This is a genomic window from Priestia sp. YIM B13490 (genome assembly GCF_042787735.1).
GTDB lineage: Bacteria > Bacillota > Bacilli > Bacillales > Bacillaceae_H > Priestia > Priestia megaterium.
In genome coordinates this window covers 1-25,837 of record NZ_JBHZOT010000023.1, presented here as the reverse complement: position 1 = coordinate 25,837, position 25,837 = coordinate 1, and the positions used below count along the sequence as shown (strand labels likewise).

Genomic DNA, 25,837 nt, shown 5'->3' with positions numbered 1-25,837 from the left:
ATAAACCGATGATGACTTTACCTTTTGGTAAAAAAGAGAAAACACCTCAAGAAATCAAGCAGAAAAAAGGATACAATCCTCATTTTGTGGCACAGATTCAACCACAAGGGGGCGTGAGCTTTAAAGAAAACCTCGTTCGAAACGGAGATGGATATTCGACTTGTATTCATATTTATGAGTACCCAACGAACGTGAATGATTTTTGGTTAGAACCGATCATGAACATGCCCAATGCCGTTACTACCTTAGATGTGGTAAGCGATGAGCGAAAACAAGTCGTAGAAGCGATCAATAAGAATATGTCAGAACAAAATGCACGGCATGTGAATGCCAAAGAAAACATTGATCGTATGGATGCCCAAGAACAGTATTTAGATATGAAAGAGCTGTACCGTCAAGTCACAAATGGTGAAGTGATCAAACGGATACACCTTCGCATTTATATTGCTGAAAAAACGATTCCTGACTTAGAAAAACGATTAAAAGAAGTCATTCATCATCTTGAAACGCATAACTTCAGAGGATCCATTTTCTTAAATGAACAAGAGTATGAGTGGGAATCGTTAGTGACGCATTTTGATATACAGAAGAAATACCCTAATAAGCGAAAAGGAAAGGAAATCCCCGCATTAGCACTAGCCGGAGGGTTTCCTTTTCATTTTACTCACTTAGATGATCCATACGGCACGTATCAAGGAACAACTCGTACAGGTGGCAGCGTCATCTTTGATTTGTTTCATAAAGATCAACAACGAAAAAGTTATAATGCGGTGTTGATGGGCTTAATGGGCGCAGGCAAATCCACCTTTTTAAAGAAAGTCACCACGGATAATGCGATTAAAGGCTATAAGATTCGAGGGTTCGATATTGTAGGAGAGTTTGAAAGTCTCGTCAGAGAATTAGGAGGGAAACAGATTGCGCTAGATGGATCAGAAGGACAAATTAATCCCTTACAGGTATTTAAAACACATGAGCACGAAATAAACAGTTTTACGCAGCATCTATCCAAACTAACCGTTTTTTATCGCTTTATTGCACCAGAAGCAAAGGATGATGAATTAAAAGAGTATGAAAAGTTGCTTCGCAAACTCTATATTCAAAAGCAGTTATGGAACGATGAAAAAGGCGCAAGCAATCACATTACAGGGCGTTCACCAGAAGCCTATCCAACATTTAGTGAGTTTCTACACCTCATTCGAAAAGAGTTATATACCGATGAGAAAACAAGAGAACACCATCCGAACTTAGGAGAGTATCGAAAACGTAGACTTGAGCTCATTGAGTTGAACATCGAAAACTTGGTTGAAACATACGCTCATTTGTTTGATGGCATTTCAACCATTGAAGATTTTAACGATGAACAAGTCGTATTCTTCTCGATCCGTCACTTATCTAAATTAAAAGATGAAATTGCACAAGCACAGCTTTTCAACGTCATGAGTTTATTGTGGGATGGGATGCTGCAGAATGGCGAACCACAATTGGCAGCCTATACGAAAGGGACATTATCCTTTGAAGATGCCATTCGTTACTTGATTGTGATTGACGAGGCGCACCACATTGTGAACACGAAAAAAGGCAATGAACATGCCTTAGATTTCTTAACAGAGTTTAGTCGTGAAGCACGTAAATACTTTGCTGGCTTAATTTATGCGAGTCATTTAATCAGTGACTTTGTGCCGGATGGTTCCGAGCAAACAGCGATTGAAAAAATTAAAAAGCTCTTTGATTTAACACAATATAAATTCATCATGCAGCAGGATGATAACAACTTAGATACGATTCAACGAGTGTTTAAAACAGGGATTACCGACAGCGAATTGGCTGAAATTCCGAAGCTACCAATTGGGGATGTGCTGCTTTGTATTAAGTCCGTAAAAAACATTCTCTTTCATATTGAAATCGATGAGGAAGAAAAAGTGCTGTACGGTGGAGGTGCATAAGCCTTGCATATCGTTTTACAGCTCATTCCCAAAAAATATTTGATTGGAGGCACGTTGATCCTGTTAGGATTATCGGGCCTCTTAATCATGAGTACGATTGTAGCGATTACAGGTGAATTTGAAAGTGATAGTCAACAAAGTGAAGTGACAGAGATTGAAGGAGGAGGCATTGGCGTAGGAACGGCTAATGTGTCACCAGAGGTTATGAGGTATCAACCGTTACTTGAAAAGTACGCACAAAAACATGGGCTAGATGCTTCCTATGTGCCGATTATGATGGCACTTATGATGCAAGAAAGTGGAGGGAGAGGCAATGATCCGATGCAATCCTCTGAGTCTAAATGTGGCAGGGTTGGGTGTATTCAGAATCCTGAAGCTTCTATTGACCAAGGCGTAAAACATTTTAAAAGTGTGCTAGAAAAATCTCATTATGATTTAAAGCTATGCCTTCAAAGTTATAATTTCGGCCCCGGCTTTATCAATTTTATTATGAAAAACGGAGGGAAATATACACCAGAGCTAGCGATTAAGTTTTCTCAAATTCAATATCAACAAGTCAAACATACCGGAAAGTATCACTGTGTACGCCCTGAAATGGTGCCGTATCAAGCGTGTTATGGGGATAGCCAATATGTTGATGCGGTCTTGAAATATTATACGGGAACGATCACAGCTGATGGAAAACCAGCTGCTCCTGCGAGTGGTGGAAGTGGTGGTAAATCGGGTGTGAAAGTGATTGATGCAGGTAAAACGTTGATTGGTAAAACACGCTATGTATTTGGTGGTGGACGCTCTCAATCTGATATTAATGCAGGACGTTTTGATTGTTCAAGTTTTGTTAGATGGGCATTCGAACAAGTAGGAATGAATGTTGGTCCAATGTCAGGCGTAACAACCGATACACTCAAAACACAAGGGCAAGCAATCAATCCAAAAGACATGAAGCCTGGGGATGTAGTGTTTTTTGATACCTATAAAATAGACGGACATGTCGGAATCTATGTTGGAAATAATCAGTTTTTAGGCTGCCAAGGAAAAACAGGTGTAGCCATCGCAAGTATGGCAAAAGGAACGTATTTTGGTGAACGATTTAATGGGAGAGTAAAACGATTCTAAAAGGAGAAAAGACGATGAAAAATAAAGCAGCACTACTATTTGGAGCGCTTGCCGTTGTGGTGGCAGGCGTGACCATTTTCAATATCTACCTTAACCATAATATCTTCAACACAACAGCTTCGAAACAAATTCAAGTCACAAATGACAGTTTAAAAGAAGAAAATAAAGAGCTAAAAAAACAACTAAGTGAAGTTCGTCCTTCTGCCCAAGAACAACAAAAACGAGATTACTTGAATACGGTTCATCAATTCATCGATGTGTCTTATCATCGTGAAAAAGAAGGATTTGAGGAACGAAAGAAGGTTGCAAAATCCATCATGGATAAAGAGCTTTATGAGCAATTTTATCCTTCTGAAAAGTTCGTATATGGAGATAGTTACACTTCAGTTCCAAACGATTTACAGCTTTATGTACAACAATATGATGGAGGGCAAGAAGAGGTCGAAGTGATTGCTGAATTTACGAATCATCTTGTCATAAAAGATGAGAATGTCGACGATCAAACGCATGACATCATTAAAGTTTCTCTACGGAAAGAAGAGAATAAATGGATGGTTTATAGTATTGAAGAATTGAAAACAGAAATCATGAAATGAGGTGGAGCAGATGGCATTTAAGAAGCAATTTGAAGATTATCGATTTAATTTAAATCGCAATCGGTCATGGAAGTATACAGCAATGTTGATCTTTTTCTTTATCGGTTTTTTATCCTTACTAACATCGAAATTCTACTTAAAAACAGAAGATCCTTTGTATCATACCAAAACCTATGAAGCCATTTCTTCAAACATTACTGGAACAGTCACGATTGAGAATCGTGTGTATCACCCGGCTAATGCCTCACTGGATATGGTTATCAAAATGGATCAAACAGATGAAGAAGAAGTAAGCTTTGTGGCACAAGAAAAAGCGAATCCAAACATCAAACTACCTGTTCATTTATTGTATGAAGATGATGGCTATTATGTGGTAAGAATCAGCGATCTATCTCCAAATTGGGAAGCACTTGCCTTTGATCTATATCAAGAAAATGAAGAAAAAGAAACGATAAACGTGGATGATGTAACGAGTGATTCAGAAACAGATTCAACAGAGAAAATAGATGCTCATGCGTTAATTACAACGCTCTATTCTGACCAACGAAAAACGAAAAGTGAAGAAGGAAAAGGAACAAAAAGCAAACAAGAATATGCGCTTTTGGTCAATGATTTAGAGAAACAGTTTGTCAAAAAGAAAATGAAAAACTATGAAAAAGCAATCACAGTGGAAGCCAAACACAAACGTCAAACCCAACAAGAAATGAATGAGCTACAACGTGATATGAAGTACCAAGTGAATGAGGAAAAAGCCGATACTGAATCAAAAATTGCGATGAAAAAGGATGCGATTCAATCAAGTGATGAAAGTATTCAGCTCTATAAAGATGAACAAAAAAGTTTACAAGAAAAGCTCCAAAAATTGAATGAAAAGCAACAAGATTTAGCCATGAAGTGAAAAAACGCATGTTAACAGTAGGTCAACATGTGTTTTTTTGAGGTTCACAGTAGGTTCACATCATTAGTTTTTCATGTTCACAGTAGGTTAACATGGCAGGGTTTAGGTCAACAGTAGGTTCACATTCAACAGGTTTTCTTGTACCCACGGTTTTGCTAGGCTCTGCCTAGCCCCACACCTATGGTGGGGGCAAAAACCCCTTATGCTCTTCTCTCTTTTTAGGGGGGAGAGCACTACTACAAAAGAGAGGTCGGATAAAATGGAAATTAAAATTCGATATGTTGATCCAGTTGCACTAAAAAAAATTGATAAAATTGCAAAAGAAAAAAAGATTTCTCGACAGGAATTCTTAAAAGGTCAGATTGAAACACTGGCTGTTTTTCAAGAACAAAAAGATCGTGAAGCAGAGTTAGAACGGCTCATTGATCGAAACATAAAAATGATGGAAAGGTGTGCAATTGCAATTGAAACCATCAATGGATTTATTCAAGATATGATGGGAGAAGATGAGGAATGAGTGCGCCTACTGTTACACCAGGAGTCGTACTAAAAACAAAATTTGTGACATCTAATCTAAAAGCATATAAAGAGTACGTCGATTATGTGGATCGTGAAGATGCCAAAAAAGAATATGGTGGACACGAAAAACTGTTTACTCTTTATCAGGATTACTTAGCCAACCCTGATAAAACTTCTTCTTTATTTACGGATCAATCGAATCAATTGAATGGGCAGGAGAAAAAGCAATTAAAAAAGTTGTTTGAAAAAGCACAAAAAAATAACAGTATTATGTGGCAAGATGTCATCACATTTCATAATCCTTGGCTCCAAGAAAATGGTTTATATGACGCTCATACTCATACAGTGGATGAGAAAAAATTAATGGAGATTACCCGTGAGTCCATGAAGGAAATGCTTAAAAGGGAAAGGTTAAATGGTTCGGCTGTTTGGTCGGCTGCCATACACTACAATACAGGGAACATTCATATTCATATTGCAACAGTGGAACCACAACCTACTCGTGAACGAGGTAAAAGAAAGCCTAAAACGTTGGATGCGATGAAGTCAACAGTCGTGAATCAAATTTTAAATCGAGGTGAGCAGCACCAGAAGATAAATGAGTTAATTCGAAATGATATGGTCGGGAAGAAGAGGCAGGATTCTTCTTTAAGGTGGAAGAATCGTGACATTCAACCATTGTTTCTCCAAATCTATAATCATCTTCCAGAAGATAAAAGGCAGTGGCAATATAGCTATCGAACATTAAAACCAATGAAGCCATTTATTGATGTACTAAGTCAAAAATATATTGAAAAGTATCATAGCCATGAGTATCAACAATTACTTAAAAAGTTAGATAAAGAAGTAGAGGAATTAAAGAAAGCGTATGGAGAAGGAAAGGTTGATGAGAAACGATATAAGAATTATAAGCAAACGAAAATTGATGATCTTTATAAGCGAATGGGAAATGCCTTCTTAAAAGAAATGAAAGATTATGATAAGCAGCAGCAACAGATTAAAAGAATGGTAGAAAGCAGGAAACAATCAAAGCGTCCTGAAAGTTTTAATCAACATGTCTCCATGCATTTTGCATTAAAAAAGATGGAGCGAGCGTTTAAATCAGAATATGAAAGTTGGAAAAACCAAAAACATTATGAGCAATTGCAAAAAGATATTGAACATAATCGAGAAGCTGAAAGGGGTTATGAATGATGGAGAAACATCGACGTACCATTTCATTAGATACGAAAACAGATGAATATATTCAAGCTTATATGGAGGAACATCACTTTCGTTTTCCTGGGGAAGCCATTATGGATATTTGCCAAAAGTACCAAGAAACCAAGGAAAAGGAATGGTCATTACAATATATTTCAGAAGTGGTAAGCAACAACTTACATCAGGTTTTAAAAGATGAATTAACGAAGATTCGTCTTGGGGCAAACAGTGCTGATAAAAACACACAAATTTTAATTGAATATATGAACGGTCTTTTCTTCCATCACGGTTTTGATGGATTAATGACAACCGATTTACAAGAGTTAGATAGCACGAAAGTTGCGAAGGAAGCTGTTGAGAAACGAATTGCGAATCAACGTCAAAAACGTATTGATTGGGAAGAGTCGAGAGGGAAACAACAATCTCACTGATTGTTTCATATAAAAAGAAATTTAAATACTAAAAGGAGGAATTAATCATTATGTTTTTTAACAAAGATTTAGTATTAGCTTCGATTAAAGCTGTAGGAGAGGATCATGCCATTGTACAGTATCAAGACAAAGAAGTAGAGGTAAATTTAAGTCCAGAAGAAGCGAAGGAGTTTCATCAATATGTCGTGCATCAAGAGAATATGTTGGTGCCTATGAATATCAAAACACAGAAGCTTTTTGTGGATTTAGAGGAACCTTGGTATGAACAAGAATTAGAAGAACTAAAGGAGATCTCCTATCAAGAAGAGGGGGAGGAAAATGAGTAAAGCCTATGCAAAGAAATCCGTCGAAGATAAGCGTAAAGAGGTTGAAGAGCTAACAAAAGGGATGGAAAAGAAAATGGAGCAGCATTTTCATTCTGCCGAAGAACTAAAAGACTATTTATCTTTTATGGGTAAGTTTTATCAATACTCGATGTCAAACACGGCTCTTATTCAAGAACAGTTCTTTGGTGCCCAGGCTGTTGGCTCATTTAAATTTTGGAAAGATAAAGGGTTCTCTGTCAATAAAGGTGAAAAGGGCATTAAGATCCTTGTTCCAAACAAAACGGTGCCTAAATTTAAAGATGAAAAAGGGAAATGGAAGTCGATTAATAAAGCCACTCCTCAAGAAAAGAAGCTGATTAAAGAGGGTAAAAAAGAAATCACTCAAGGCCGACTGTACTTTTCAGTCGGCCATGTTTTCGACGTGTCGCAGACGAACGCAAAAGCGAGTGATTTACCTAAGATCTTTCCGAATCGTTGGTTAGAAGGCAATATAGAGGATTACAAGGCACTTTATAAAGGAATGGAAGCTATTGCGGAAAAGAACGGTATTTCCATCATTGCTCCTAAAGAAGAACTAGGATCTGCAAAAGGGGTTTCTTATACATTAACAAAAGAGGTGGCACTGAATCCTCGTAATTCAGAAAAGCAAAATGTGAAAACACTGCTTCACGAACTTACCCATGCCAAACTTCATACAAAGGACACATATCTAAACTATACAGCTTCGGAAAAAGAGTTTCAGGCAGAAATGACAGCTTATACCGTTTCGTCCTACTTTGGAATTGATACGAGTGAGTATTCTCTTGACTACCTCTCGAACTGGACAAAGGGAAAGAACTTTGAAGACAAAAACAAGCTATTAAAAGAGGTACATGAAACGTCAGTTGGCTTTATTGAAACAATCGAAGAAACGTTGGTAAAAGAACGAGAAAAAAATCAGTCACCAGAAAAAAAGGATGAAAAACAGCAGCAAGCAGATCCTCTTTCTTCTGAAAATGCACAAGAGAAAATGAAAGAAGGATATGAAAATTATAAACAAAAACAGCAACAGGAATCGGCACAAAATGTAGATAGCATTTTAGATCGTGTCACGGCTGAAGAGAAATATTATACAACCAAAACACAAGCGATCAAAAATGGATGGATGACAAAGGAGGAAATCGTGAAACTTGAGCATCAAATTGATTCAACCATGACTAAAAACGAGAAGGGGGTCATGAATGGTCAAGTTCAAGAACAATCTCTTACTTTTCAAGACCGTATGGAAGTGGGCAGTCAAATGCAATTCCAAAAACGTACAGGCACCGTCAAAAAGAAAAAAGAAGAACAGGAACTCGAAAGGTAAGGGAGCGTAAAAAGCTCTCTTTTTTATTGCCTAAATACTACTTAAATGGAGGAAGAATGATGAAAAAAATTACGTCTCTTTCAAATGACCAATTTAAAACGCTTGTTTCCGATAAACGAGAATTAAAGAAGTTTATGAAGCACCCACAAAATGAAAAAATCGAGGCAGATTGGGCGAACATCAGTGAGAAACAGCTGCAAGGCATACCTTCTGGTGCTGTTTACTTAATACAATCAGCTCTAGGAGAGGAAAAACCGCAGGTTTTACTTGTTTCTACGGATGAAAAAGGGCAAAAACAAGCCTATAAAAGTGAAGCAACAGTTGATTTTTTGAGAAGTCATGATGTGAATCCTGTTTTAGAGAAAGATCGAGAAACGCAGCTTAAAACAAGCTATCTTACATTTTTACAAGCTCATGAAAAAGAAAAGCCTCAAGATATCGATAGTATGTTAGCCCGTGTGAACGCAGAAAACGATTATGTGATGTTGAAATCAAGTGCTTTAAAGGAAAAACAGTTCACCCCTGACCAATTGAAAGGAATGGAAAATGAACTTTCTCATCAATTTCAAGCACGAAAACAGGCACAAGAAAAGGTGCAATATCAAGAAGATTACAAACAAGAAGTACTAGAAGTTATGCAGAAGCCTAGTGAAGAAACACAGTATAAGCAGCTATTTAAACAAAGCTTGTTAGCCCAATTAGGCATATCTGATGAAAAAGATTCTTCTAAAGAGGTGAAAAAGGAAGCTGAATCAGAAAAGGCTCCTGTCGAAAAGCAGCTCAAGCAAGAAACACCTCAAGAGAAAGAACAGCGTTTGGCCAAAATGAAGGAATTTGAACAAAAGCATTCCTTTGATAAGGTGTACAAATTAAAAAAAGAGGTGCTGCAGGAATTAAAAGAGCTGAATTTGACTGATTCTCAACGTGAAAAGTTAACGAAGCTTGAAAAAGCTTTGGACACAGAGAAAAAGGATTACGACAAGCAGAAAAAAGAAGAGAAATCACAAAATGGATTTACAAAGTTTTTTGCACGGAACAGTGGAGCATTTTCTTCAAAGAAACGGGACCAGACACAAGAAATGGAACGCTAAAATTGGCAAATGTTTAGAAGGTGTTTGAAGAATAGAAAGGAGAATGAAATATGAGTGAGGTAAAGCTGAAAAAGATGTTAGATTCTATGCCTTTAGAAGAACTAAGAGTAAATAGTGAAGAAATACAAAACCTTATCAAAGAAAGCCATATACCATTGTATGGTCAATTTCTAAAGGATTATGAACTAAATGGAGTGCTATTCAAAAAAGAAGATTTGTTTCGTCTTTTAAAAGAAGATAAAGATTCCTACATTGTAGAACTGGAACAGCAATCGTTGAGTATAATCTCCTTACCAAAAAAGTTGGAAGAAAAGGTATTCGTTTTTTAATCAACTTTATTGTTACTCAACAGCAAAAGTTTAGACGGAATGGGAGGGCTGAAAAGCTCTCCTTTTTCATATCGTGGAGTGAAGGAGGGATTTAGGTGGGAGAACGAAAACACGTTAAGGAGGAGGAGGTTATGAAAGCGCGAGATATTGATTTGTTGTCGTATCTGGAAGCCAAAGGCGAAACCTTTGTAAAAGAAGGAAAGTATTATCGTCATACGGAACATGATAGCTTACTCATCAAAGGAAATATGTATGCTTGGAATAGCCGGAATGAAACAGGATACGGAGCAATCAGTTTCGCTCAAATGTATTATGGGATGTCTTTTCCACAAGCTGTATTAGATATCAATAAAGGTGATTATAAGGAGCTTTCTCAGTCACATGAGCAACCGTCGGTTTCACCATCAAAAGAGCCTTTTCGTTACCCAAAAGAGTTAGAAGTAAAGGATCAAAGCAAAGTAAAAGATTATCTCATAAAAGAACGTAAAATAGATCCTCGATTAGTTAACTGGCTCCTTCAAAAAGATTTAATCGCCCAGGACAAACGGAACAATGTCGTGTTTAAATGGCGTGAGCATGGAGGTAAAGGAAAAGTGATTGGGGCAGATCGACAAGGAACAGCTTCGATAAAAAATAAACGAGGTTCTTTTAAACAAGTCTTACCGAACGATAACCCCCATACAGGCTTTTCAGTTGATGTTGGTCGCCCAAACAAGATTCATTTCTTTGAAAGCCCAATTGATCTTCTTTCTTATTGGAGTATACAGGAAAATCAATTGCAGAATACACGCCTTATTAGTATGAATGGTTTAAAGCCTAAAACCGTTGCTCAGTCTTATATCGAAGCTCGAAAAGAAGGCTTAGGTATCAAAGAAATGGTGTTAGCTGTCGATAATGACCAAGGGGGAAAAGAATTTATTGACAAAATGAACCAAATCGTTAATGCTGATTTAATAAAGGCAGATATTCCAAAGGGAACAAAAGACTGGAACGAGGAGTTAAAGAAGAATGGGAAAGCCATTCAACCTGTAGCATCAGGCCTTCGGAATAAACAAACTGAACAGGAGCTTTCAATGAATGGATAAGGTGTTTCAAGGTGTATTTTATCTTTTTCTTATCATCATTTTATTTAAGCTTTCTCAATTTGCTTACCGTGTCCTTCGTGAACGGAGGTATATGAAAGAGCTAGCCCAATCAGGCATGCCCTATATTGATAAAATGGATGGGAGGCAGTTTGAATTTTATTTGCAGGCTCTTTTCCAACAGTTAGGATACAAGATACAAGTAACACCATCATCTGGTGACTTTGGGGCTGACTTGGTGATGAAAGGAAAAGAGAAGATTGTGATTCAGGCTAAAAGGTATAGCGCTAAAAATAGGGTTAGTCTTTCAGCCGTACAAGAAGTATACGCAGCAAAAGCGTATTATAAAGCGAATCAAGCGTGGGTTGTGACTAATAGTTATTTCACAAAACAAGCAAAAGAGCTTGCAGCTGCATGTGATGTGACCTTAGTGGATCGTGCGGATCTTCAAAAGTTTATTAATGAAGTCAATCCTGTTTTCAAGGCACGGGAAATCTTTGAAAATATCACACCAGAACCTCGTAAGTGTCCGAAATGTGGGCAGGATCTAGTTGTACGAGATGGGAATGGCACTCGTTTTTTTGGCTGTTCCTCTTTCCCTTCTTGTCGTCATACAGAAAAAATCAATAAGCAATAAAAAATGTAGAATGACGATAAAGTTGTTTAAGGTTGTATATACTGCATCCGTACGATTAGGAGGATTTATATTTTATGGAAGAAGTAAAAGTAGTCTATGCCCTCATTAAAAATAAATACAATCAGATTTTAATGGTTGATAATCATGAAGGGCATTGGTCTTTTCCGGGTGGAAGAGTAGAAGCTGGTGAGTCATTAGTTGAAGCTGTAATTCGAGAAGTGTTTGAAGAAACTGGATTGACAATTGAACCTGGCAAAATATTAGCTATCAACGAAGGAAAGTTTTTAAAAAGGAATCATCATGCTATCTTCTTTACTTTTGAAGGACATATTATAGATGGAACTGAAGAAATTAAGATGCCTGAAGAAATATTTCAACTTGAATGGGTTGATATTGAACAAGTAGAACAACGTGCTCCATATTATTCAGAAGGAATTAATAAACTTTTACAAGGGCATGCACTTTACTACAACCAAGGAATAATATAAACAGGATAAAGATAGTTCTTATCATTTACAAACTAGTGTCTCAATACAAAAAGACCTCTCTTCTATGAGTGGTCTTTTTTATATGTATATTTAAGGTGTTGAAATTTGCATCGAATGAGCAGTTATACGCAAAACAAAGGTTAATTTCGTCAGAGAGCGTTTCTCTGCATGTCAAAATCAGCGATTAACTAGTTTTTTATTTATAAATGATTGTGACGAGAAAGCATCTTTCTAATTGGAAGGTGCTTTTTTGTTTCTTATAAAAATATAAAAAAGAGGAGAGTTTTTATGAAGAACATTTTTATGAAATCAATGACCGTTCTTACCTTATTAATGGTCACATTATGTGGAGTGAATCAGTGGAAAACAGAAGCAGCAAGTAAGCCAGCGAATCAAGATTTGATTATTATTAACAAGTACTACAACAAGCTTGCCTATTTTCACAATGGCTATATTGAAATTGTTGATCCAGTAGCAACGGGTAAAACGTGGGATAAAACACCTGTTGGATTTTTTAAAGTCGTGAACAAAATTAAAAACCGTCCTTACTATACAGGACATATTCCTGGGGGCGATCCTCGCAATCCGTTAGGAAAACGTTGGTTAGGGTTAAATGCAAACGGTACGTATGGTGATACATACGGCATTCACGGCAATAACAATGAGAGCAGCATTGGAAAATATGTGAGTCAAGGTTGCGTGAGAATGCATAATGGAGACATCGAAAAGCTTTATGATAAAGTCCAAGTAGGCACACCGGTTGCCATTACGTATTCCTATAAGAGCTTTGTTGATCTTACAAGCGTATATGGATATAAATTCAAAGGCTACAACTTAAAAAATAACTAATATCTAAACAGCATTCCGTTATCACGGAATGCTGTTTTTTCTTTGTCTTCTTTCCATATAGCCCTTATCATAGAAAGAGATGAAAAATATGGTGAAGGAGGATACGATTATGCGAGCGAAAATTGAAAAAGCTAAACATGTATGGATGTTTGAAGCAACAGGAGAGTTTTATGCTCATGAGGTGAGTAATGAGAAAATAAAAAGAGGTTTCTTTCTATGTCCTTCTTGTGAAGTAAAAGTGTATTATAAGCAAGATCATTTCTTTTCCAGTGAGCATAAACGAAATTGCACCTATGTGAAAGAACAATTTAAGAAAAAAGCCTAAAAGGTAAAGGAAGCCCAGCAACCTTATATGGGAATATAGAGAAAAGGGGTGAAGTCATATGAAAAATCATGTTTATCAAAATGGACGATTAATTCAAACGAATAAAAAGTTTTCAGCATTAAAGCAAAAGCAGAAAGAATGGATAACGAACGAATTAAGACAACGCTATATTAGTGCGATCAACTACCCTCATATCAAATTACACCCCAGGAAACGAGATCAAATTTTAGATGAAGTGTATGACCTTATTGAGGAAAAAGAAATCTGGATACCTTATGGTGAAGTGAAGAGACACTATTTTAGCAAAATCCCTTCTTTTATTCGTAATAACCAGAAAATGATGCAACGAGAAGAAAACACAACAAGGGATACATCACAGGAAGAATTGGAGTAAATACTGCCTCATCCCTATGCTAATGTTGAGGTAACTTTTTTTATTTAATATTTGTACGACAAATCACAATCTTATTTTATACTAATATAGAGCATATAGATACAAATATCATAAAGAAAAGTTCTCGAAAAAGGCTATCTCAAAGATGAGATAGCCTTTTTCGGTTTCTTTTGATGGTTTAGGTGTTCTTAAAAAAATATGTCTTATTGCTATTATAAGGTCTTTTGTCAGACATGTCACTATAAATTTTCTGACATTTATAAAAATATGCAAAAGTTAAAGCTGTCTAATATAAATAGTTCAAAAAGGTACACCTTTTTACACGATAAAAAAACCTATAAAAAAACGTCTACTTATTCTCTAAAATAAACCTTTATGTACGTATAAAAAGTAATTTACCTTTATAAACGATATGTCATATTCAATTTTAGTTAACAAAGGAACTGTTTTTTAGAGGTCTTTTTCTTGAATGGGTGAGTAAGAAAGTGAAACGTCCCTTTTATTTAGCATAATATAAATTGCGTATGTAGGATTCTATCCTATTAAGCAAATGAGCCATATTCTTGAATAAGAGAAAGAATTATTCGTCAGTAATCGAACTATAAGTTATTCAACTCACGGGGGAAGGATAGCGTAATATTTTGCTTGCAGTTATAATGTTCAAAGACGGGCATTTAATGGATCCAATTCATCGGATGTTTGCTAGTAATTAATGTCTAAATATTCAGTAAATAGAGGTGGGCGTGTAATGAAGAACCCTGATAAGATTTATAACACTGCGGTAGAGGCAACTTTGGAGGTTATTGGAGGAAAATGGAAACCTGTGATTCTCTTTCATCTAACATTTGGCAAGAAACGTAACAATGAATTGAAAATCTTGATACCCTCAATTACTCAAAAAATGTTAACGCAGCAACTTCGGGAGCTTGAAGAGGACGGCGTCATCTTACGTATTTCTTATAATCAGGTTCCGCCAAGAGTCGAGTATGAGTTGACAGAGTATGGCTGGAGTCTAAAGGAGATCTTGCATCTGATGTGTAGGTGGGGAGATTCGCATATAGAGAGAAAGTACGGGGGAAGGGCTACTGTTCTGGCCAATCCGAAGGTTAAAGAAGTATACGACATATAAGAAGCCGACCTAATATACAAGGCCGGCTTTTCATTTATGGGATGACTTTACGTTTCCGGAAGTCGTCGAAGATGTTCATAAACATCGCTTCGGTATCGACGTATTCATGAAAACCTAAGCGACGAGCCTTAGTTCCATCGGCAAAGAAATCATAATCCCAAGAGAACACAAAATCACCGAATTGCCAGGAAGATACGTCTTTATAGGAATGCCGAGTAAGCCCATGTTTCTCCACCATTTTGTTCCAAAGCTGCTCCTTGTCCGTCATGACGACGTCCAGTGACATCTGCAGTGGAGGCGCCGTCTCCAAGCCAAAGTAGTGAGCGATTTTTGGCCATAATTCATTCCACCGGAACAGATCGCCATTCGTGATGTTGAATGCCTGATTGGCACAACGCTCTTCAGTCGCCGCCCATACTGTTGCCTTCGCGAGAAGCCCTGCATCTGTCATCTCCAAGAGGCTGTCATAAGCACCCGGCTTGCCCGGGAACCGCAGTGGAAGTCCAAGCTCCTTCGAAATGGAGGCGTAGATCGCAATAACCATAGCAAGGTTCATCGGATTTCCAAGCGAGAAGCCACAGACTACAGAAGGACGGAGCGCCGACCAAGTCCAAGTCTTATCTTTTTGCCTTTGTTCTAAGAAATCTTGCTGATCAACATTAAACTCGGGCGGCATATGGTTAGCGTCTGTCTCACGAGCTGGAGTCTTAAATGGGCCGAGATGGGCTCCATATACCTTGTATCCCTGCATCAAACTGACATGTTTCAAGCTTGGCGCAATTGGTTCGATCGTTTCTACTGTGTTCACTAGCATAGCTAGGTTGGGTGGAACAAGTTCGGCCCAAGTTGGACGGTCCTGATACGCCGCATAGAAGATGTGTGTTACCTCAGTTAAACCACCTAACTTCTCGCGGGTTTCGTCTATATTGAGCAGATCCACAGCCACATACTGGACACGGCCGACAGATTCGCCTCCTCGACGCGATACTCCGATCACTTCCCAATCAGGGAGAGTAATGAGGTGTTCGATGAGATTGCGACCGATAACACCATTTGCGCCTACGACCAATGCGACTTTGCGTGTTGATTGAGATCCATTATTCATAGTATTACAGCTCCTTCAGTACTGTACTTTGTTCACTGTTATTTTGCATCATGGAACTATACTTGAGAAGTACGCACTTTAAAGTGCCATAGGCACTTTTTGGTAATCTAGCAGTGCTCTTAAGACAAATATTTGGTGTTAATAACATCACCAAAACTCAGGTTATACTGTAGGTGCCATCTGACCATTAGCAAAATAAGGTACTATGAATAATATTTCCATTTGAATAAGTTCTCCTTTCCTAAACTAATAACCCTCCCTTTTAGATCGATAGTATTAGTTGGTCCACGGTTAAGGGATTACTTGCATGTTTGTTAAACTTTTTGCACCAGAGCCATATTTAGTATTGTTTCAGTTAAAAAGCAACACTCCTATATTTTATACTCTATACATTCTTAGTTAACGTAATCGTAATTATGTTTATTTTTACTTTCCACTATATCGTTAAGTAAAACCAAATATACTTTATAAAAATTAGTGTTATCATTCATCTATCTTGTAGAAAAATGATCCATTTTTTTTCGTCAGTAAGAGTAAATGGTGAAACTTTAATGATTTACGAAGTACTTTAATATTTACTTAATGAATGATGAAACCTAGGCAAAAGAAAAAGTAGGTTTCTATCGAATGTAGAGTCGATTACAAAATACAGAATCTGCTCTTTTTATGACCAATGTTTCAGTAGGGCTACGATATATGTCATTTTCTATACATGTATGTATCAAAGGTTATAGGACATTGTTCTCGTGGTATACTATCGATTAATGACAAAACACATTGTATATGCAACATGTTTTGTTCATTTTCTGTTTTTGGGGGACAACTTCATTGTTTGTTGTCCTTCTTTTTATTTTATATAAAAAGAAGGAATTACTCTCGAGAGTACTGTTAACCTTAGTCAAGGGAGTTGAAACGTTATGAAAAAGACAGAGCACATCAAGAGGTATGAGCAAGGTATTACTAGTAAGTTTGCTGTGTACAGCCTTCCATATGTTTATGACTTCTCTATTTACGCTATTGACATCTTTTATACTGATACAGGAGATCACTTTTTTGGTTCTGCTAAGAACACTACACTTGAAAGATTCTTTACTCGTAAAATCCACCAAGATGAACTAGGTTATTATTTCAAGTATGCTCAAGAAAAGGTCTATCTCAACAGTTTTAATCCAATAAAGAACCATAAGCTACAGTTTGTTCAATGAACTGGCTTTTTTTATGCCATCCAAGACAAATAACCTATCATATCACCATTCTGAGAAGTAAATGCTAAGAATATCAGCATGATTAACCCTGTTGTTTTATTTGATATGAATACTTTCCCTTTATTCGAACATTCTACTACTTAAGAAACCCTAGAATGTTTACTCTAAAATATAAAGGTGGATCCAATATAAATGAATAATAAGGCTTATATGGTCTTTCGTGAGATCTTCATTATTTGCATTGTTCCCTTTGCTATTATCTTTCTTACCGACCTTTTGGTGCAAATAACCAGTAAAAGAAATTGATTTATGTTCTTCCCCCACTATAAACGGATAATAAATAACAACTTGAGCAAACTATTCATGATAGTTACTTCATCGACTTATCACTTTGTAGACAGAAAAACTACCTTCCGTCGTGAACTGCACCCCAATTGTTAGACAAAGAAACTCTAATGATTGGGGTGCTTTTATGTCTAGACATACATTTGAAGATAAGTTGAAGGCTATTGATTTGTACCTAAATAAGCGCAACTCATATAGGGAAACAGCCAAGTTAATAAGCGCAACTAAATCAGATATTATAAAATGGGTGGCATTGTATCAAAAACATGGAGAAAAGGGTTTACAGCCGACCTATACAAACTACTCTGTGAAGTTTAAAATGGACGTATTAACTTATATGGAAAAAACAGGAGTGTCTATTCGTGAAGCATCATATGTATTCAATATTCCTTCTTACTCAACGGTGGCGAAATGGAAAAGAACCTTTGAAGAACAAGGTAAGGATGGCCTGTTTCCTAAAAAGAGGAGTCGTCCAAAAATGAAGAAAAAGCCTACTAAAAATCTTGATACAGACAAGACAAATGAAGAGTTACTAAAGGAAAATGAATACCTACGAATGGAAATTGCGTATTTAAAAAAGTTAAACGCCTTAGTTCAAGCATCAAGGGAATCAAAGAGCGAGAAAAAGCCCAAATAGTGTTTGAATTAAGGCATGAGTATAAGGTCGTAGACCTTATAAAGGTAGCTAAAATCGCTCGTAGTACTTATTATTACTGGACGAAAGCTTTTAAGGGTCCTGATAAATACAAAGAGATGAAACAACTAATTAAGCATATTTTTCATGAGCACCAAGGTAGATACGGTTACCGTCGTATTACCTTAGAGCTGGGTAGACTAGGGTATTCTATTAATCACAAGACCGTATATAGACTGATGAAAGAATTAGGATTAAAGAGCCTCGTGCGACTCAAAAAATATCGCTCGTACCGTGGGAAAACAGGAAGGATCGCTCCTAACATTCTTAAACGCGACTTTGAAGCGTCTAAACCAAATGAAAAATGGGTCACAGATATTACAGAGTTTCATCTGTTTGGAGAGAAGCTTTATTTATCTCCTATTCTAGATCTCTTTAATGGTGAAATTGTCTCTTATCATATAGACAAACGGCCTGTTTTTTCCCTTGTGACAACAATGTTGAATGAGGCATTTAATCACTTACAAGTCGGAGAACGTCCAATACTCCATTCGGATCAAGGGTGTCATTATCAAATGACAAAATATCAGCATTTACTCAAAGAAAACAATATTACTCAAAGTATGTCCCGTAAGGGAAATTGTTTCGATAACGCAGTCATTGAAAACTTCTTTGGTCTATTAAAATCAGAGTTACTCTATCTCCAAGAGTTTGAGAGTATGGAGCACTTTCAACAGGAATTAGAGAGGTATATTGTTTATTACAACCACAAACGAATAAAAGTAAAATTAAAAGGATTGACCCCTGTAGAATACAGAATTCAATCCTCATTCGCTGCTTAGATAAAGGGTCTAACTTTTTGGGTTCAGTTCAAGGAGGTAGTTTTTTGAGAACATACACCATAATAAAATTGGAGTTGATGTTTCCATCTTTATAATCAATTTTAAATTTATAGTGGTTTTATTCATCAAAAACTATAGTTATTTAACAGCTTGTTTTAATTCCTTTCCTGCTTTAAAAGCAGCCACTTTCGAAGCAGGAATATCTACTTCTTCACCTGTTTGAGGATTACGACCTGTTCGTGCTGCACGGTCCCGCACTTCAAATGTCCCAAATCCAATCAGTTGGATTTTTTCTTTCTTGGCAAGTGTGTCATAAATTGTTTCCAGTAGCGCATTTACAGCGTTTTCAGCATCTTTCTGTGTTAGTTCTGCTTTTGTTGCAACAGCACTAACTAGTTCCATTTTATTCATATTCAAACACCTCATCCTATTATTTTAACTTAGTATGTAGAGGTGTTAACCTAGCTTCTACACACTTGTTACCTTATAACATTAGATAGAAAGTGAAAAAAACCTCTTTTTGTATGATTTACATACGAAAATTCATATATTGTTTGGTATGATAAATTCCGCATAAGTATACTTAGATGAAAAGTATAAGTATAACTATAATTTTATAGATTTATTTATCTATATACTTCAATTACACGTTGCTGTTTTAGTGGGTGCTTTTGATATGCCATTATTTCTGATCGTCATAATTTGAAAGAAAGTATTTAAGCGTGTGAATTTCTCCTGAAGCTAGAAGATCTTCTTTCATTTTCATAACTCGAAGTTTTATTGTGTCACCCATTGTCGGGAAATTCATCATATCAAACCTATCTCCTAAACCTAATGGAATATTTTACCTGTGTATGCTTCCTTCTTTAAAAAATTCAGAGGCTGGACCTTCCATCAATAAATTTCCATCTAAGTAAAACTCTACTTTTTCTTTTCCTGTGATTTTAGCCATAGCTTCCACTACCTTTTCCATAAGTTACTTCCATTTGATGTTTTATATTATTCTGAATATTTTTGATGCCTATTTCCTATATTGGTTTAAAGATAAGTTAAATAAAATTGCAGGAAGTACAAATTGTATACCGAATTCTCTTTAACAAACAGAGTTCTTTTTAAACCCAAGAGTTTCTGGTATGTTGACTAGAGATATATAAAACCTATACTGAGGAGATGAGTGCTAGTTGTATTCTTGGAGAGTAACGAAATATAACCCCTTAAAAAGAGATAATAATGGTTACTTTCTCAATGATGAATGGACCTGTTTTTCTGAAGTAGGAATAAATGTAGAGATGGATGAATATTTGAAAGTGGAAAAAAAGTATATTAATGCCGTTATAACCTTCATGAATGAAATGAATATCAACAAACTTTATATAAAAGGGTTAGAACAATGGTCTGAAGATATAGAAGCTCAAAATGAAACTGAGTTCATATCAAAATTATGGATAGGACAATGGATAAATATTCAAGAAGTAAAAAAGCTAGTAAAATTAACATTACGAAATGCAGTATGGTGTAAATTAGAGTTAGGAAATCAGTTCTTTGTCCATTTTGGCTATGATTATTATATGTACATAGGAACCTCTCAAAAATGTTTTAATGCTTTAGAAAAAGTAGTTTTAACAGGTCTCCATGTTGAGATGGTTGATTCCCCTTATCTATAACTTTGAAAAAAATTTCTCAAATGTATGTTATATAAAGAATATTAGTTAATTAGCAGTCTTTGTTACTATTCGTCTAGAATAGTAAGGGTAGAAAAGATTCTGTATTAATATTACATATTTGTATATATTTTTAGTGAATAGTAAAACTAATGATTTTCACAAAATACTTTATCATTTACTTAAGCATAACGACTGTTCTCGGAAATAATATACGAAAAGGCTCGTTATGGAAAAATAAATAAGCACCTTGATAAGATAGGGGTGCTTTTACGTATTTATTTCTTCTTTACCCTAAAGTAATTCTTTCTTTAACGTATCAAAGTCTCTTTTAGCTACTTTTTCAATCTTATCAAATAATTCATCACCTTCGATTAATCCTTTTTCTTCTAGTATTTCTTCTAACGCTTTAAATCTTACTCTAGATAAAACAACCTCATTTACGGCATTAACCATCAACTTCTGATCTTTTGTAAGTTCTTTTTCTTTGACTGGTTCTTGTTGTAACTTAATTCTAAATACGACTTTTGTGTCATCTGATATCTCTGCTGCTTGATAAAAAGTACTGTGTGAAATATTTCCCATTTTAAGTTTCTCATTTGTATCAACAATAGTAAGTTCAAAATGGGGGCTCTCGAAAAAGAAGTCATATAAGTTATAATCTTTTTTTCCTATAACCGAAAATGCAAAACCAATCTTTTTTAGCTGCTCACCTGTAGTGGAATGTATAATTGTTTTTTCTTCGAAATTTTCAACGTTAAATTCAACATTATTGATAATTAATTGTTTCAATTCAAACACCTCTTTATCTATATTAATACGACGAGTCTTAAAAGATTCCCTGTTTTCTCAAAATAAAAAAGGACACTGAGGACACATCATGGAATCAAAAAGCTCTAAACCTTATAGCGTTGCTTATTTCTTAAATCAGTATTTCTATCAAAATAAAAAGCACCCCAATTAATAGATAGATGCCTATTTTTATTATTCTTATTTTTCTTCTGTAACCATAAACTGTACCACATTATTTAAATTGATGTGCACTAGCTCTTTTTCATTCGAAATGAATCTTTCATATTTTGTCATATGACTAATGACTTCTTTCTTTGATATGGCTTCAAATTTTAATTCCTTTGTCCTGCCATTTATAAATTCAAAAATAACTTTAAATTTAAGCATAGGTGTAGCACCTCTTTATCTACTTATTATTCTTGTTTCATTAATTCTTCTTCAAAGAAAAAAGTACTTGGATATTTATTGACAGTATAAGAGTATCTTTTCATGTTTTTTACATAATGACTTCTTAAGATTGTCACTAATTCATTCGATACTCTTATGTTTACTATTTCTCCATTACTAAATAGTTTTACGCTCATAGCCATCATCCTGTCTCATATCAGAAATAATAAAATTTATCTTAAGGCATAATTTAAATCTCCTAAGATTCTTTATTTTTACTCCGTTCTTTTGCCTGATACTTTTTTAGTTCTCCACAATCATAAGGATTAACAATTAAAGTTTCCGTGTGATTCTTATAATGGAGCTGAGAAAGGCTTACATCAATTCGTATAGGTTTTCTGGTATATGTGTTAAAAAAATAAGCAACCTTTCTTCGATAGTTGGTTCACAAAGGGATAGTTGTATGTTGACACCTTACAGTGTGATAAATCTCAATATCTACTAATGAAGTACATAGTCATAAAACAGTAAGGGATTATTTTCTATACTTTTTTTCACGCCATACTGTTTCTTTTCTGCCTTTACTTCTCTTACGCTCCGTTTTTGCCTTTTCATTACGAAGTGGTGCCACTTCAGTTAATTGGACAGGAGCCATATTCGATTCTTTTGTTAAGAGCTTTAAAGTAGCTGACAATAAGGTAACAGAATCCACTTCTTCTAATAACTTTTCCGCCACAGGTTTATATTCCCCGAACTCTCTCTTGTCGATGGTGTTCAAAACGCGGTGTATGATTGCTTCCTGATGTCCTGCCATTACTTCACTGGAAGTAGGAGGTGATTGTCTAGACATTCTTGTTTTTGTGACATCTTCAATCACTTTTAAGTGATGACGTTCTCTCGAGGTTATAAATGTAACCGCCGATCCCTTAGTACCTGCCCGTCCTGTTCGACCAATACGATGAACATAGCTTTCAGGATCCTGAGGAATATCAAAATTATAGACATGACTAACACCTGTAATATCAAGTCCCCTTGCTGCAACGTCGGTTGCGACCATAATCTCAATCGTATGATCCTTGAATTGACGAATCACATCGGCACGTTTTGATTGTGTAAGATCTCCGTGAATGCCTTCTGCTGCATACCCACGTTTTTTTAGCCCTTCAGCAAGTTCATCCACACGTTTTTTTGTGCGTCCAAACACAATAGCAAGGTCTGGTGATTGAAGATCTACAAGATTGCAAAGAACATCAAATTTTCGATTCTCAGGAATTTCTACATAACGTTGCTCAATATTCTTTACTGTTAACTCCTTCGTTTTTACTTTTACGAGTTCAGGAGTGTTCATAAATTTCTGCGCCAAACTTTGTACTTGCTTCGACATGGTTGCTGAAAATAGTAAGGTTTGATGGGGAGAAGAGATGCCACCAAGAATCGTTTGGATATCTTCAATAAAACCCATGTTTAACATCTCATCTGCTTCATCCAGAACAGCCGTACGAATATGACTTAAACGGATGGTTCTTCTTTTCATATGGTCCATAAGACGTCCAGGAGTTGCCGAGATAATATGTGGTCTATTCTTAAGGGCTTTGATTTGACGATTAATATCCTGCCCTCCATAAATGGGTAGCGTTTTAACTCCTTTTACCTGACCAATTCGATTTAACTCTTCAGCTACTTGAATCGCCAGTTCACGTGTCGGTGCTAAAACTATTCCCTGGATTGCTTCTTCAGCAAGCTCAACTCCCTCTATAAGGGGTATGCCAAAAGCTGTTGTCTTTCCAGTACCTGTTTGAGCTTGTCCAATTAGATCTTTACCCGTCATAGCTATCGGAATAGCTTCAGCCTGAATCGGCGTAGCCTCTTCAAAACCCAAGTTATGAATGGCCTTTTCAATGTCCTTGCTTAAATTAAAATCAGAAAAATTTTTCAACTGTTTCGTACTCCTTCTCTTACTTAAATTCAGAAACGAGCAAAGCACTCTTCAAAAAGAGATGTCGCTTTTTTATTCCTGCGTATTAACAAATCAATGTTACGATCAACGAACATCTTGTTCTAACATATCCGTACAAGGTGAAATACCTATAGAGAGTAATTTAATTTAGAAAGATAGGGGTCCTGATATTTCTTTTTTAAAAGGTAAACTATTTAGGAGGAATGATGTAGTTAAGTATTATAACCATAGGAAGAAAGGTCAAGAACCCTTACCTAAAGAACGAACAGAAATTTGGGAATATCAATCAGAAGAGTGTAATGGTTGGATGAGAAAAAGCTTCTCTTATGAAAATCATCAAAAGTGTCCTTTGTGTGGCCATAAAATGAGAGCTCGAGAACGTTTTTAGATGAGTCTCCTAATCCCCATCAAAAATAATTCATACCTACATTTTTGTGTAAATTACCAAAAACTTCTGATTTTTTTAACTACAATTAAACTTCTTAACAAATTGGTATCCTTATTTGCTTTATATTTCCAGTGTATGTTTTAACTAGTCTACACCTTGTACCGTTCGCTTTGTCCAAAAAAACAGACTTTTAAGTCTGGTTTTTCTAGCTAGTGGAAGCAAAAGTAAAAAAAGACTCCCAGGTGGAGTCTTTTTTACTCATTTTGATTATGCTACTTTATGAACGTTAGCAGCTTGTGCTCCACGTTGACCTTGTTCGATATCAAACGTTACTTTTTGACCTTCGTCTAATGATTTAAAGCCGTCACCTTGAATAGAGCTGAAATGTACGAATACATCGTCTCCGCCTTCAACTTCTATAAAACCGAACCCTTTGTCTGCATTAAACCATTTTACTGTACCTTGTTCCATAATATTGCCTCCTGGTGTGGAATATTCCACACTTGTATTACTACCCTTGTCCAACCATACTATCTTAAGATGAAAATTTCTATGGAAGAGATTTCTCTTCTCTTAATCCTACACCGAACAAAAATAATTAACTTAATCGTACCATATAGAACTGAATATAGCAAATACAGGAAAAATGACCCTTTCAAGCGTGAAATCCTATTGTAAAAAGATTAATTTAAGATCTACTAGGAGTAAATAAATTCAATTGATTTTCCACATATGTAGCTTACATACAAAATAGTAAGCGTGTTAAGAGCCCTGCTGTTTTTGTGTAGATGAAATTTTTTATAAAATGGATATCTTGGGTACAATACAGGGTATATACGTGGTAGAGGGGGGATCGTTTGAGACTGAAGGATGGAGACTTTTATACAGATAGTAGAAACGGTAAGGTATATAGATTAAATGAAGATGACAAGGGCAGCTGGTATGTGAGTACGCATGAAGGTAATGATAAACTGTCTAGAACATCGGGGCGTGATATGATGAAATTGTTAAAGAGTTTTTATACCAAAATGAACGACAGTTGAACATTCATAGCTCTGAAAAACTACCATCCTTAGTCATCATAGGGGAGGTAGTTTTTTGTTCGCATTATATTTAAAAAGTAGTGGCTCAAAGTCTGTTGGAAAGGTACACATTTATGAGCACCATTACATAGCTAGGAGCGAAATAATCATAATGTTTTAATCAAACTGATTTTTTCCCACACACTTTTTCCTTTTATTAAGAATAATATATTCACACATGTATGACAGTTGTCATACTAGTTACTTGACGTTTATATCTTTTGTTACCAGCTACTATGTTCTACTATAAATGTAAAGAAGAACTGTATATTAAACATGGTAAAGATGTAAGGAGGAACACATGAGTAACCAAAAAACGACTGAATTAAGAAAAAATGTAGCACCTTTTGAAAAATCCAATACGAAATCGAGTATAAAGCAATTAATAAACACATTCCTACCGTTTTTACTACTTTGGTTTCTAGCTTATAAAAGTTTGTCCGTTTCTTATTGGCTAACACTGCCATTAGCTATTGTTACAGCCGGGTTCGTCGTCCGAATCTTCATTATTTTCCATGATTGTTGTCATCAATCATTTTTCAAAAGCCGAAAAGTGAATAATATCCTTGGTACAATCAGTGGGGTTATCACCATGTTTCCGTATGAACAGTGGAAACGAAGCCACTCGATTCATCATGCTACGAGCAGCAACTTAGATAAACGAGGAACTGGTGATGTGTGGGTCATGACAGTTGATGAGTATATTGCAGCTTCCTACTGGGGCAGGTTAGCTTACCGAGT

General features: G+C 35.9%; 31 protein-coding genes and 1 pseudogene. 24 read left to right on the top strand and 8 right to left on the bottom strand.

Going from position 1 to position 25,837, the window contains the following annotated elements; all coding sequences use genetic code 11:
• Positions 1-11: 11 nt before the first annotated feature.
• The 18 genes and pseudogenes from ACFX4R_RS28055 to ACFX4R_RS27970 all read left to right on the top strand — a co-directional run bounded on the left by ACFX4R_RS28055 (position 12) and on the right by ACFX4R_RS27970 (position 14,698).
• Positions 12-1,943 carry a VirB4 family type IV secretion system protein gene (locus ACFX4R_RS28055; RefSeq protein WP_377571539.1) on the top strand — a complete coding sequence of 644 codons (1,932 nt, stop codon included), beginning with the start codon at positions 12-14 and terminating at the stop codon, positions 1,941-1,943.
• A 3-nt stretch (positions 1,944-1,946) separates the two neighbouring features.
• Positions 1,947-3,059 carry a bifunctional lytic transglycosylase/C40 family peptidase gene (locus tag ACFX4R_RS28050; protein WP_377571519.1) on the top strand — a complete coding sequence of 371 codons (1,113 nt, stop codon included), beginning with the start codon at positions 1,947-1,949 and terminating at the stop codon, positions 3,057-3,059.
• A gap of 14 nt (positions 3,060-3,073) precedes the next feature.
• The gene (locus ACFX4R_RS28045; protein ID WP_377571518.1) at positions 3,074-3,655 is read left to right on the top strand and encodes a MerR family transcriptional regulator; all 582 of its coding nucleotides are present in this window, start codon (positions 3,074-3,076) and stop codon (positions 3,653-3,655) included.
• 10 nt (positions 3,656-3,665) lie between these two features.
• The gene (locus ACFX4R_RS28040) at positions 3,666-4,553 is read left to right on the top strand and encodes a hypothetical protein (RefSeq protein ID WP_377571516.1); all 888 of its coding nucleotides are present in this window, start codon (positions 3,666-3,668) and stop codon (positions 4,551-4,553) included.
• A gap of 259 nt (positions 4,554-4,812) precedes the next feature.
• Positions 4,813-5,070: a hypothetical protein gene (locus tag ACFX4R_RS28035; protein WP_200509118.1), complete on the top strand. Its 258-nt coding sequence runs from the start codon at positions 4,813-4,815 to the stop codon at positions 5,068-5,070.
• Positions 5,067-6,266, top strand: coding sequence for a MobP2 family relaxase (gene mobP2, locus ACFX4R_RS28030; RefSeq protein ID WP_377571513.1), 1,200 nt, complete (start codon positions 5,067-5,069; stop codon positions 6,264-6,266). The genes ACFX4R_RS28035 and mobP2 overlap by 4 nt, the downstream gene beginning before the upstream one ends.
• Positions 6,266-6,703 carry a hypothetical protein gene (locus tag ACFX4R_RS28025; RefSeq protein WP_138116216.1) on the top strand — a complete coding sequence of 146 codons (438 nt, stop codon included), beginning with the start codon at positions 6,266-6,268 and terminating at the stop codon, positions 6,701-6,703. The genes mobP2 and ACFX4R_RS28025 overlap by 1 nt, the downstream gene beginning before the upstream one ends.
• Before the next feature lie 50 nt (positions 6,704-6,753).
• On the top strand, positions 6,754-7,029 hold the full coding sequence (locus tag ACFX4R_RS28020) for a hypothetical protein (protein WP_377571511.1): 276 nt from the start codon (positions 6,754-6,756) through the stop codon (positions 7,027-7,029).
• Positions 7,022-8,023: pseudogene (locus ACFX4R_RS28015) on the top strand (ArdC-like ssDNA-binding domain-containing protein); the annotation flags it as partial. The gene ACFX4R_RS28020 and the pseudogene ACFX4R_RS28015, both read left to right, overlap by 8 nt.
• Before the next feature lie 410 nt (positions 8,024-8,433).
• Positions 8,434-9,465 carry a guided entry of tail-anchored proteins factor 1 gene (locus ACFX4R_RS28010; RefSeq protein WP_377571509.1) on the top strand — a complete coding sequence of 344 codons (1,032 nt, stop codon included), beginning with the start codon at positions 8,434-8,436 and terminating at the stop codon, positions 9,463-9,465.
• Between the two features lie 50 nt (positions 9,466-9,515).
• Positions 9,516-9,794: a hypothetical protein gene (locus ACFX4R_RS28005; protein WP_377571507.1), complete on the top strand. Its 279-nt coding sequence runs from the start codon at positions 9,516-9,518 to the stop codon at positions 9,792-9,794.
• Positions 9,795-9,925: 131 nt separating this feature from the next.
• Positions 9,926-10,879: a toprim domain-containing protein gene (locus ACFX4R_RS28000; RefSeq protein WP_377571504.1), complete on the top strand. Its 954-nt coding sequence runs from the start codon at positions 9,926-9,928 to the stop codon at positions 10,877-10,879.
• Positions 10,872-11,513 (top strand): restriction endonuclease, encoded by a 642-nt coding sequence (locus tag ACFX4R_RS27995; RefSeq protein WP_377571502.1) that lies wholly within the window; start codon positions 10,872-10,874, stop codon positions 11,511-11,513. The genes ACFX4R_RS28000 and ACFX4R_RS27995 overlap by 8 nt, the downstream gene beginning before the upstream one ends.
• 74 nt (positions 11,514-11,587) lie before the next feature.
• Entirely contained in the window at positions 11,588-12,001 is a 414-nt protein-coding gene (locus ACFX4R_RS27990; RefSeq protein ID WP_043977011.1) for an NUDIX hydrolase, read from the top strand.
• Between the two features lie 288 nt (positions 12,002-12,289).
• Positions 12,290-12,850: a L,D-transpeptidase gene (locus ACFX4R_RS27985; protein WP_377571499.1), complete on the top strand. Its 561-nt coding sequence runs from the start codon at positions 12,290-12,292 to the stop codon at positions 12,848-12,850.
• A 109-nt stretch (positions 12,851-12,959) separates the two neighbouring features.
• On the top strand, positions 12,960-13,175 hold the full coding sequence (locus ACFX4R_RS27980) for a hypothetical protein (protein ID WP_025908209.1): 216 nt from the start codon (positions 12,960-12,962) through the stop codon (positions 13,173-13,175).
• A gap of 58 nt (positions 13,176-13,233) precedes the next feature.
• Complete coding sequence (locus ACFX4R_RS27975; RefSeq protein WP_377571496.1) at positions 13,234-13,569, top strand: hypothetical protein; 336 nt, start codon at positions 13,234-13,236, stop codon at positions 13,567-13,569.
• Between the two features lie 748 nt (positions 13,570-14,317).
• A complete protein-coding gene (locus ACFX4R_RS27970) occupies positions 14,318-14,698 on the top strand; it encodes a winged helix-turn-helix transcriptional regulator (RefSeq protein WP_377571493.1) in 381 nt (126 codons plus the stop codon).
• 34 nt (positions 14,699-14,732) lie between these two features.
• Here the strand turns inward: ACFX4R_RS27970 and ACFX4R_RS27965 are convergent, their stop codons facing one another.
• Positions 14,733-15,803, bottom strand: coding sequence for an SDR family oxidoreductase (locus ACFX4R_RS27965; protein WP_377571490.1), 1,071 nt, complete (start codon positions 15,801-15,803; stop codon positions 14,733-14,735).
• 917 nt (positions 15,804-16,720) lie between these two features.
• On the opposite strand from ACFX4R_RS27965, the gene ACFX4R_RS27960 reads away from it, so the two are divergent.
• Both ACFX4R_RS27960 and ACFX4R_RS27955 read left to right on the top strand, forming a co-directional pair.
• Complete coding sequence (locus tag ACFX4R_RS27960; protein ID WP_377571487.1) at positions 16,721-17,008, top strand: hypothetical protein; 288 nt, start codon at positions 16,721-16,723, stop codon at positions 17,006-17,008.
• A gap of 472 nt (positions 17,009-17,480) precedes the next feature.
• A protein-coding gene (locus ACFX4R_RS27955; protein ID WP_377571484.1) for an IS3 family transposase occupies positions 17,481-18,829 on the top strand; the annotation gives its coding sequence in 2 pieces (ribosomal slippage) (positions 17,481-17,940 and positions 17,940-18,829; 1,350 coding nt in all).
• 138 nt (positions 18,830-18,967) lie between these two features.
• Here ACFX4R_RS27955 and ACFX4R_RS27950 read toward each other — a convergent pair.
• The 3 genes from ACFX4R_RS27950 to ACFX4R_RS27940 all read right to left on the bottom strand — a co-directional run bounded on the left by ACFX4R_RS27950 (position 18,968) and on the right by ACFX4R_RS27940 (position 19,802).
• Complete coding sequence (locus ACFX4R_RS27950; RefSeq protein ID WP_097825604.1) at positions 18,968-19,240, bottom strand: HU family DNA-binding protein; 273 nt, start codon at positions 19,238-19,240, stop codon at positions 18,968-18,970.
• A 271-nt stretch (positions 19,241-19,511) separates the two neighbouring features.
• The gene (locus ACFX4R_RS27945) at positions 19,512-19,640 is read right to left on the bottom strand and encodes a hypothetical protein (protein WP_377571480.1); all 129 of its coding nucleotides are present in this window, start codon (positions 19,638-19,640) and stop codon (positions 19,512-19,514) included.
• Between the two features lie 33 nt (positions 19,641-19,673).
• A complete protein-coding gene (locus ACFX4R_RS27940) occupies positions 19,674-19,802 on the bottom strand; it encodes a hypothetical protein (RefSeq protein ID WP_377571477.1) in 129 nt (42 codons plus the stop codon).
• Positions 19,803-20,010: 208 nt separating this feature from the next.
• On the opposite strand from ACFX4R_RS27940, the gene ACFX4R_RS27935 reads away from it, so the two are divergent.
• A complete protein-coding gene (locus ACFX4R_RS27935; RefSeq protein ID WP_377571474.1) occupies positions 20,011-20,493 on the top strand; it encodes a hypothetical protein in 483 nt (160 codons plus the stop codon).
• Between the two features lie 291 nt (positions 20,494-20,784).
• On the opposite strand, the gene ACFX4R_RS27930 is transcribed toward ACFX4R_RS27935, so the two are convergent.
• From ACFX4R_RS27930 to cshA, 3 genes are all read right to left on the bottom strand, one after another.
• Positions 20,785-21,282 carry a hypothetical protein gene (locus tag ACFX4R_RS27930; RefSeq protein ID WP_377571471.1) on the bottom strand — a complete coding sequence of 166 codons (498 nt, stop codon included), beginning with the start codon at positions 21,280-21,282 and terminating at the stop codon, positions 20,785-20,787.
• Between the two features lie 198 nt (positions 21,283-21,480).
• Positions 21,481-21,669, bottom strand: coding sequence for a hypothetical protein (locus tag ACFX4R_RS27925; RefSeq protein WP_377571468.1), 189 nt, complete (start codon positions 21,667-21,669; stop codon positions 21,481-21,483).
• Between the two features lie 535 nt (positions 21,670-22,204).
• Entirely contained in the window at positions 22,205-23,605 is a 1,401-nt protein-coding gene (gene cshA / locus ACFX4R_RS27920; RefSeq protein WP_377571465.1) for a degradosome RNA helicase CshA, read from the bottom strand.
• Positions 23,606-23,795: 190 nt separating this feature from the next.
• Here cshA and ACFX4R_RS27915 point away from each other — a divergent pair, with 190 nt between their 5' ends.
• Entirely contained in the window at positions 23,796-24,014 is a 219-nt protein-coding gene (locus ACFX4R_RS27915) for a cold-inducible protein YdjO-related protein (protein WP_377571537.1), read from the top strand.
• A 267-nt stretch (positions 24,015-24,281) separates the two neighbouring features.
• On the opposite strand, the gene ACFX4R_RS27910 is transcribed toward ACFX4R_RS27915, so the two are convergent.
• Complete coding sequence (locus ACFX4R_RS27910) at positions 24,282-24,485, bottom strand: cold-shock protein (RefSeq protein WP_075422885.1); 204 nt, start codon at positions 24,483-24,485, stop codon at positions 24,282-24,284.
• A 386-nt stretch (positions 24,486-24,871) separates the two neighbouring features.
• Here ACFX4R_RS27910 and ACFX4R_RS27905 point away from each other — a divergent pair, with 386 nt between their 5' ends.
• Together ACFX4R_RS27905 and ACFX4R_RS27900 are read left to right on the top strand one after the other, a co-directional pair.
• Positions 24,872-25,057 carry a hypothetical protein gene (locus tag ACFX4R_RS27905; protein ID WP_377571460.1) on the top strand — a complete coding sequence of 62 codons (186 nt, stop codon included), beginning with the start codon at positions 24,872-24,874 and terminating at the stop codon, positions 25,055-25,057.
• A gap of 340 nt (positions 25,058-25,397) precedes the next feature.
• A partial coding sequence (locus tag ACFX4R_RS27900) for a fatty acid desaturase (protein ID WP_377571457.1) occupies positions 25,398-25,837 on the top strand: 440 nt, incomplete at its 3' end.

Bases quoted from the DNA above. Each gene is read 5' to 3' on its own strand.
- ACFX4R_RS28055 (WP_377571539.1), top strand. From the start codon at position 12: ATGACTTTACCTTTTGGTAAAAAAGAGAAAACACCTCAAGAAATCAAG.
- ACFX4R_RS28045 (WP_377571518.1), top strand. From the start codon at position 3,074: ATGAAAAATAAAGCAGCACTACTATTTGGAGCGCTTGCCGTTGTGGTG.
- ACFX4R_RS28040 (WP_377571516.1), top strand. From the start codon at position 3,666: ATGGCATTTAAGAAGCAATTTGAAGATTATCGATTTAATTTAAATCGC.
- ACFX4R_RS28035 (WP_200509118.1), top strand. From the start codon at position 4,813: ATGGAAATTAAAATTCGATATGTTGATCCAGTTGCACTAAAAAAAATT.
- mobP2 (WP_377571513.1), top strand. From the start codon at position 5,067: ATGAGTGCGCCTACTGTTACACCAGGAGTCGTACTAAAAACAAAATTT.
- ACFX4R_RS28025 (WP_138116216.1), top strand. From the start codon at position 6,266: ATGGAGAAACATCGACGTACCATTTCATTAGATACGAAAACAGATGAA.
- ACFX4R_RS28020 (WP_377571511.1), top strand. From the start codon at position 6,754: ATGTTTTTTAACAAAGATTTAGTATTAGCTTCGATTAAAGCTGTAGGA.
- ACFX4R_RS28010 (WP_377571509.1), top strand. From the start codon at position 8,434: ATGAAAAAAATTACGTCTCTTTCAAATGACCAATTTAAAACGCTTGTT.
- ACFX4R_RS28005 (WP_377571507.1), top strand. From the start codon at position 9,516: ATGAGTGAGGTAAAGCTGAAAAAGATGTTAGATTCTATGCCTTTAGAA.
- ACFX4R_RS28000 (WP_377571504.1), top strand. From the start codon at position 9,926: ATGAAAGCGCGAGATATTGATTTGTTGTCGTATCTGGAAGCCAAAGGC.
- ACFX4R_RS27995 (WP_377571502.1), top strand. From the start codon at position 10,872: ATGGATAAGGTGTTTCAAGGTGTATTTTATCTTTTTCTTATCATCATT.
- ACFX4R_RS27990 (WP_043977011.1), top strand. From the start codon at position 11,588: ATGGAAGAAGTAAAAGTAGTCTATGCCCTCATTAAAAATAAATACAAT.
- ACFX4R_RS27985 (WP_377571499.1), top strand. From the start codon at position 12,290: ATGAAGAACATTTTTATGAAATCAATGACCGTTCTTACCTTATTAATG.
- ACFX4R_RS27980 (WP_025908209.1), top strand. From the start codon at position 12,960: ATGCGAGCGAAAATTGAAAAAGCTAAACATGTATGGATGTTTGAAGCA.
- ACFX4R_RS27975 (WP_377571496.1), top strand. From the start codon at position 13,234: ATGAAAAATCATGTTTATCAAAATGGACGATTAATTCAAACGAATAAA.
- ACFX4R_RS27970 (WP_377571493.1), top strand. From the start codon at position 14,318: ATGAAGAACCCTGATAAGATTTATAACACTGCGGTAGAGGCAACTTTG.
- ACFX4R_RS27965 (WP_377571490.1), bottom strand. From the start codon at position 15,803: ATGAATAATGGATCTCAATCAACACGCAAAGTCGCATTGGTCGTAGGC.
- ACFX4R_RS27960 (WP_377571487.1), top strand. From the start codon at position 16,721: ATGAAAAAGACAGAGCACATCAAGAGGTATGAGCAAGGTATTACTAGT.
- ACFX4R_RS27950 (WP_097825604.1), bottom strand. From the start codon at position 19,240: ATGAATAAAATGGAACTAGTTAGTGCTGTTGCAACAAAAGCAGAACTA.
- ACFX4R_RS27945 (WP_377571480.1), bottom strand. From the start codon at position 19,640: ATGATGAATTTCCCGACAATGGGTGACACAATAAAACTTCGAGTTATG.
- ACFX4R_RS27940 (WP_377571477.1), bottom strand. From the start codon at position 19,802: ATGGAAAAGGTAGTGGAAGCTATGGCTAAAATCACAGGAAAAGAAAAA.
- ACFX4R_RS27925 (WP_377571468.1), bottom strand. From the start codon at position 21,669: ATGCTTAAATTTAAAGTTATTTTTGAATTTATAAATGGCAGGACAAAG.
- ACFX4R_RS27910 (WP_075422885.1), bottom strand. From the start codon at position 24,485: ATGGAACAAGGTACAGTAAAATGGTTTAATGCAGACAAAGGGTTCGGT.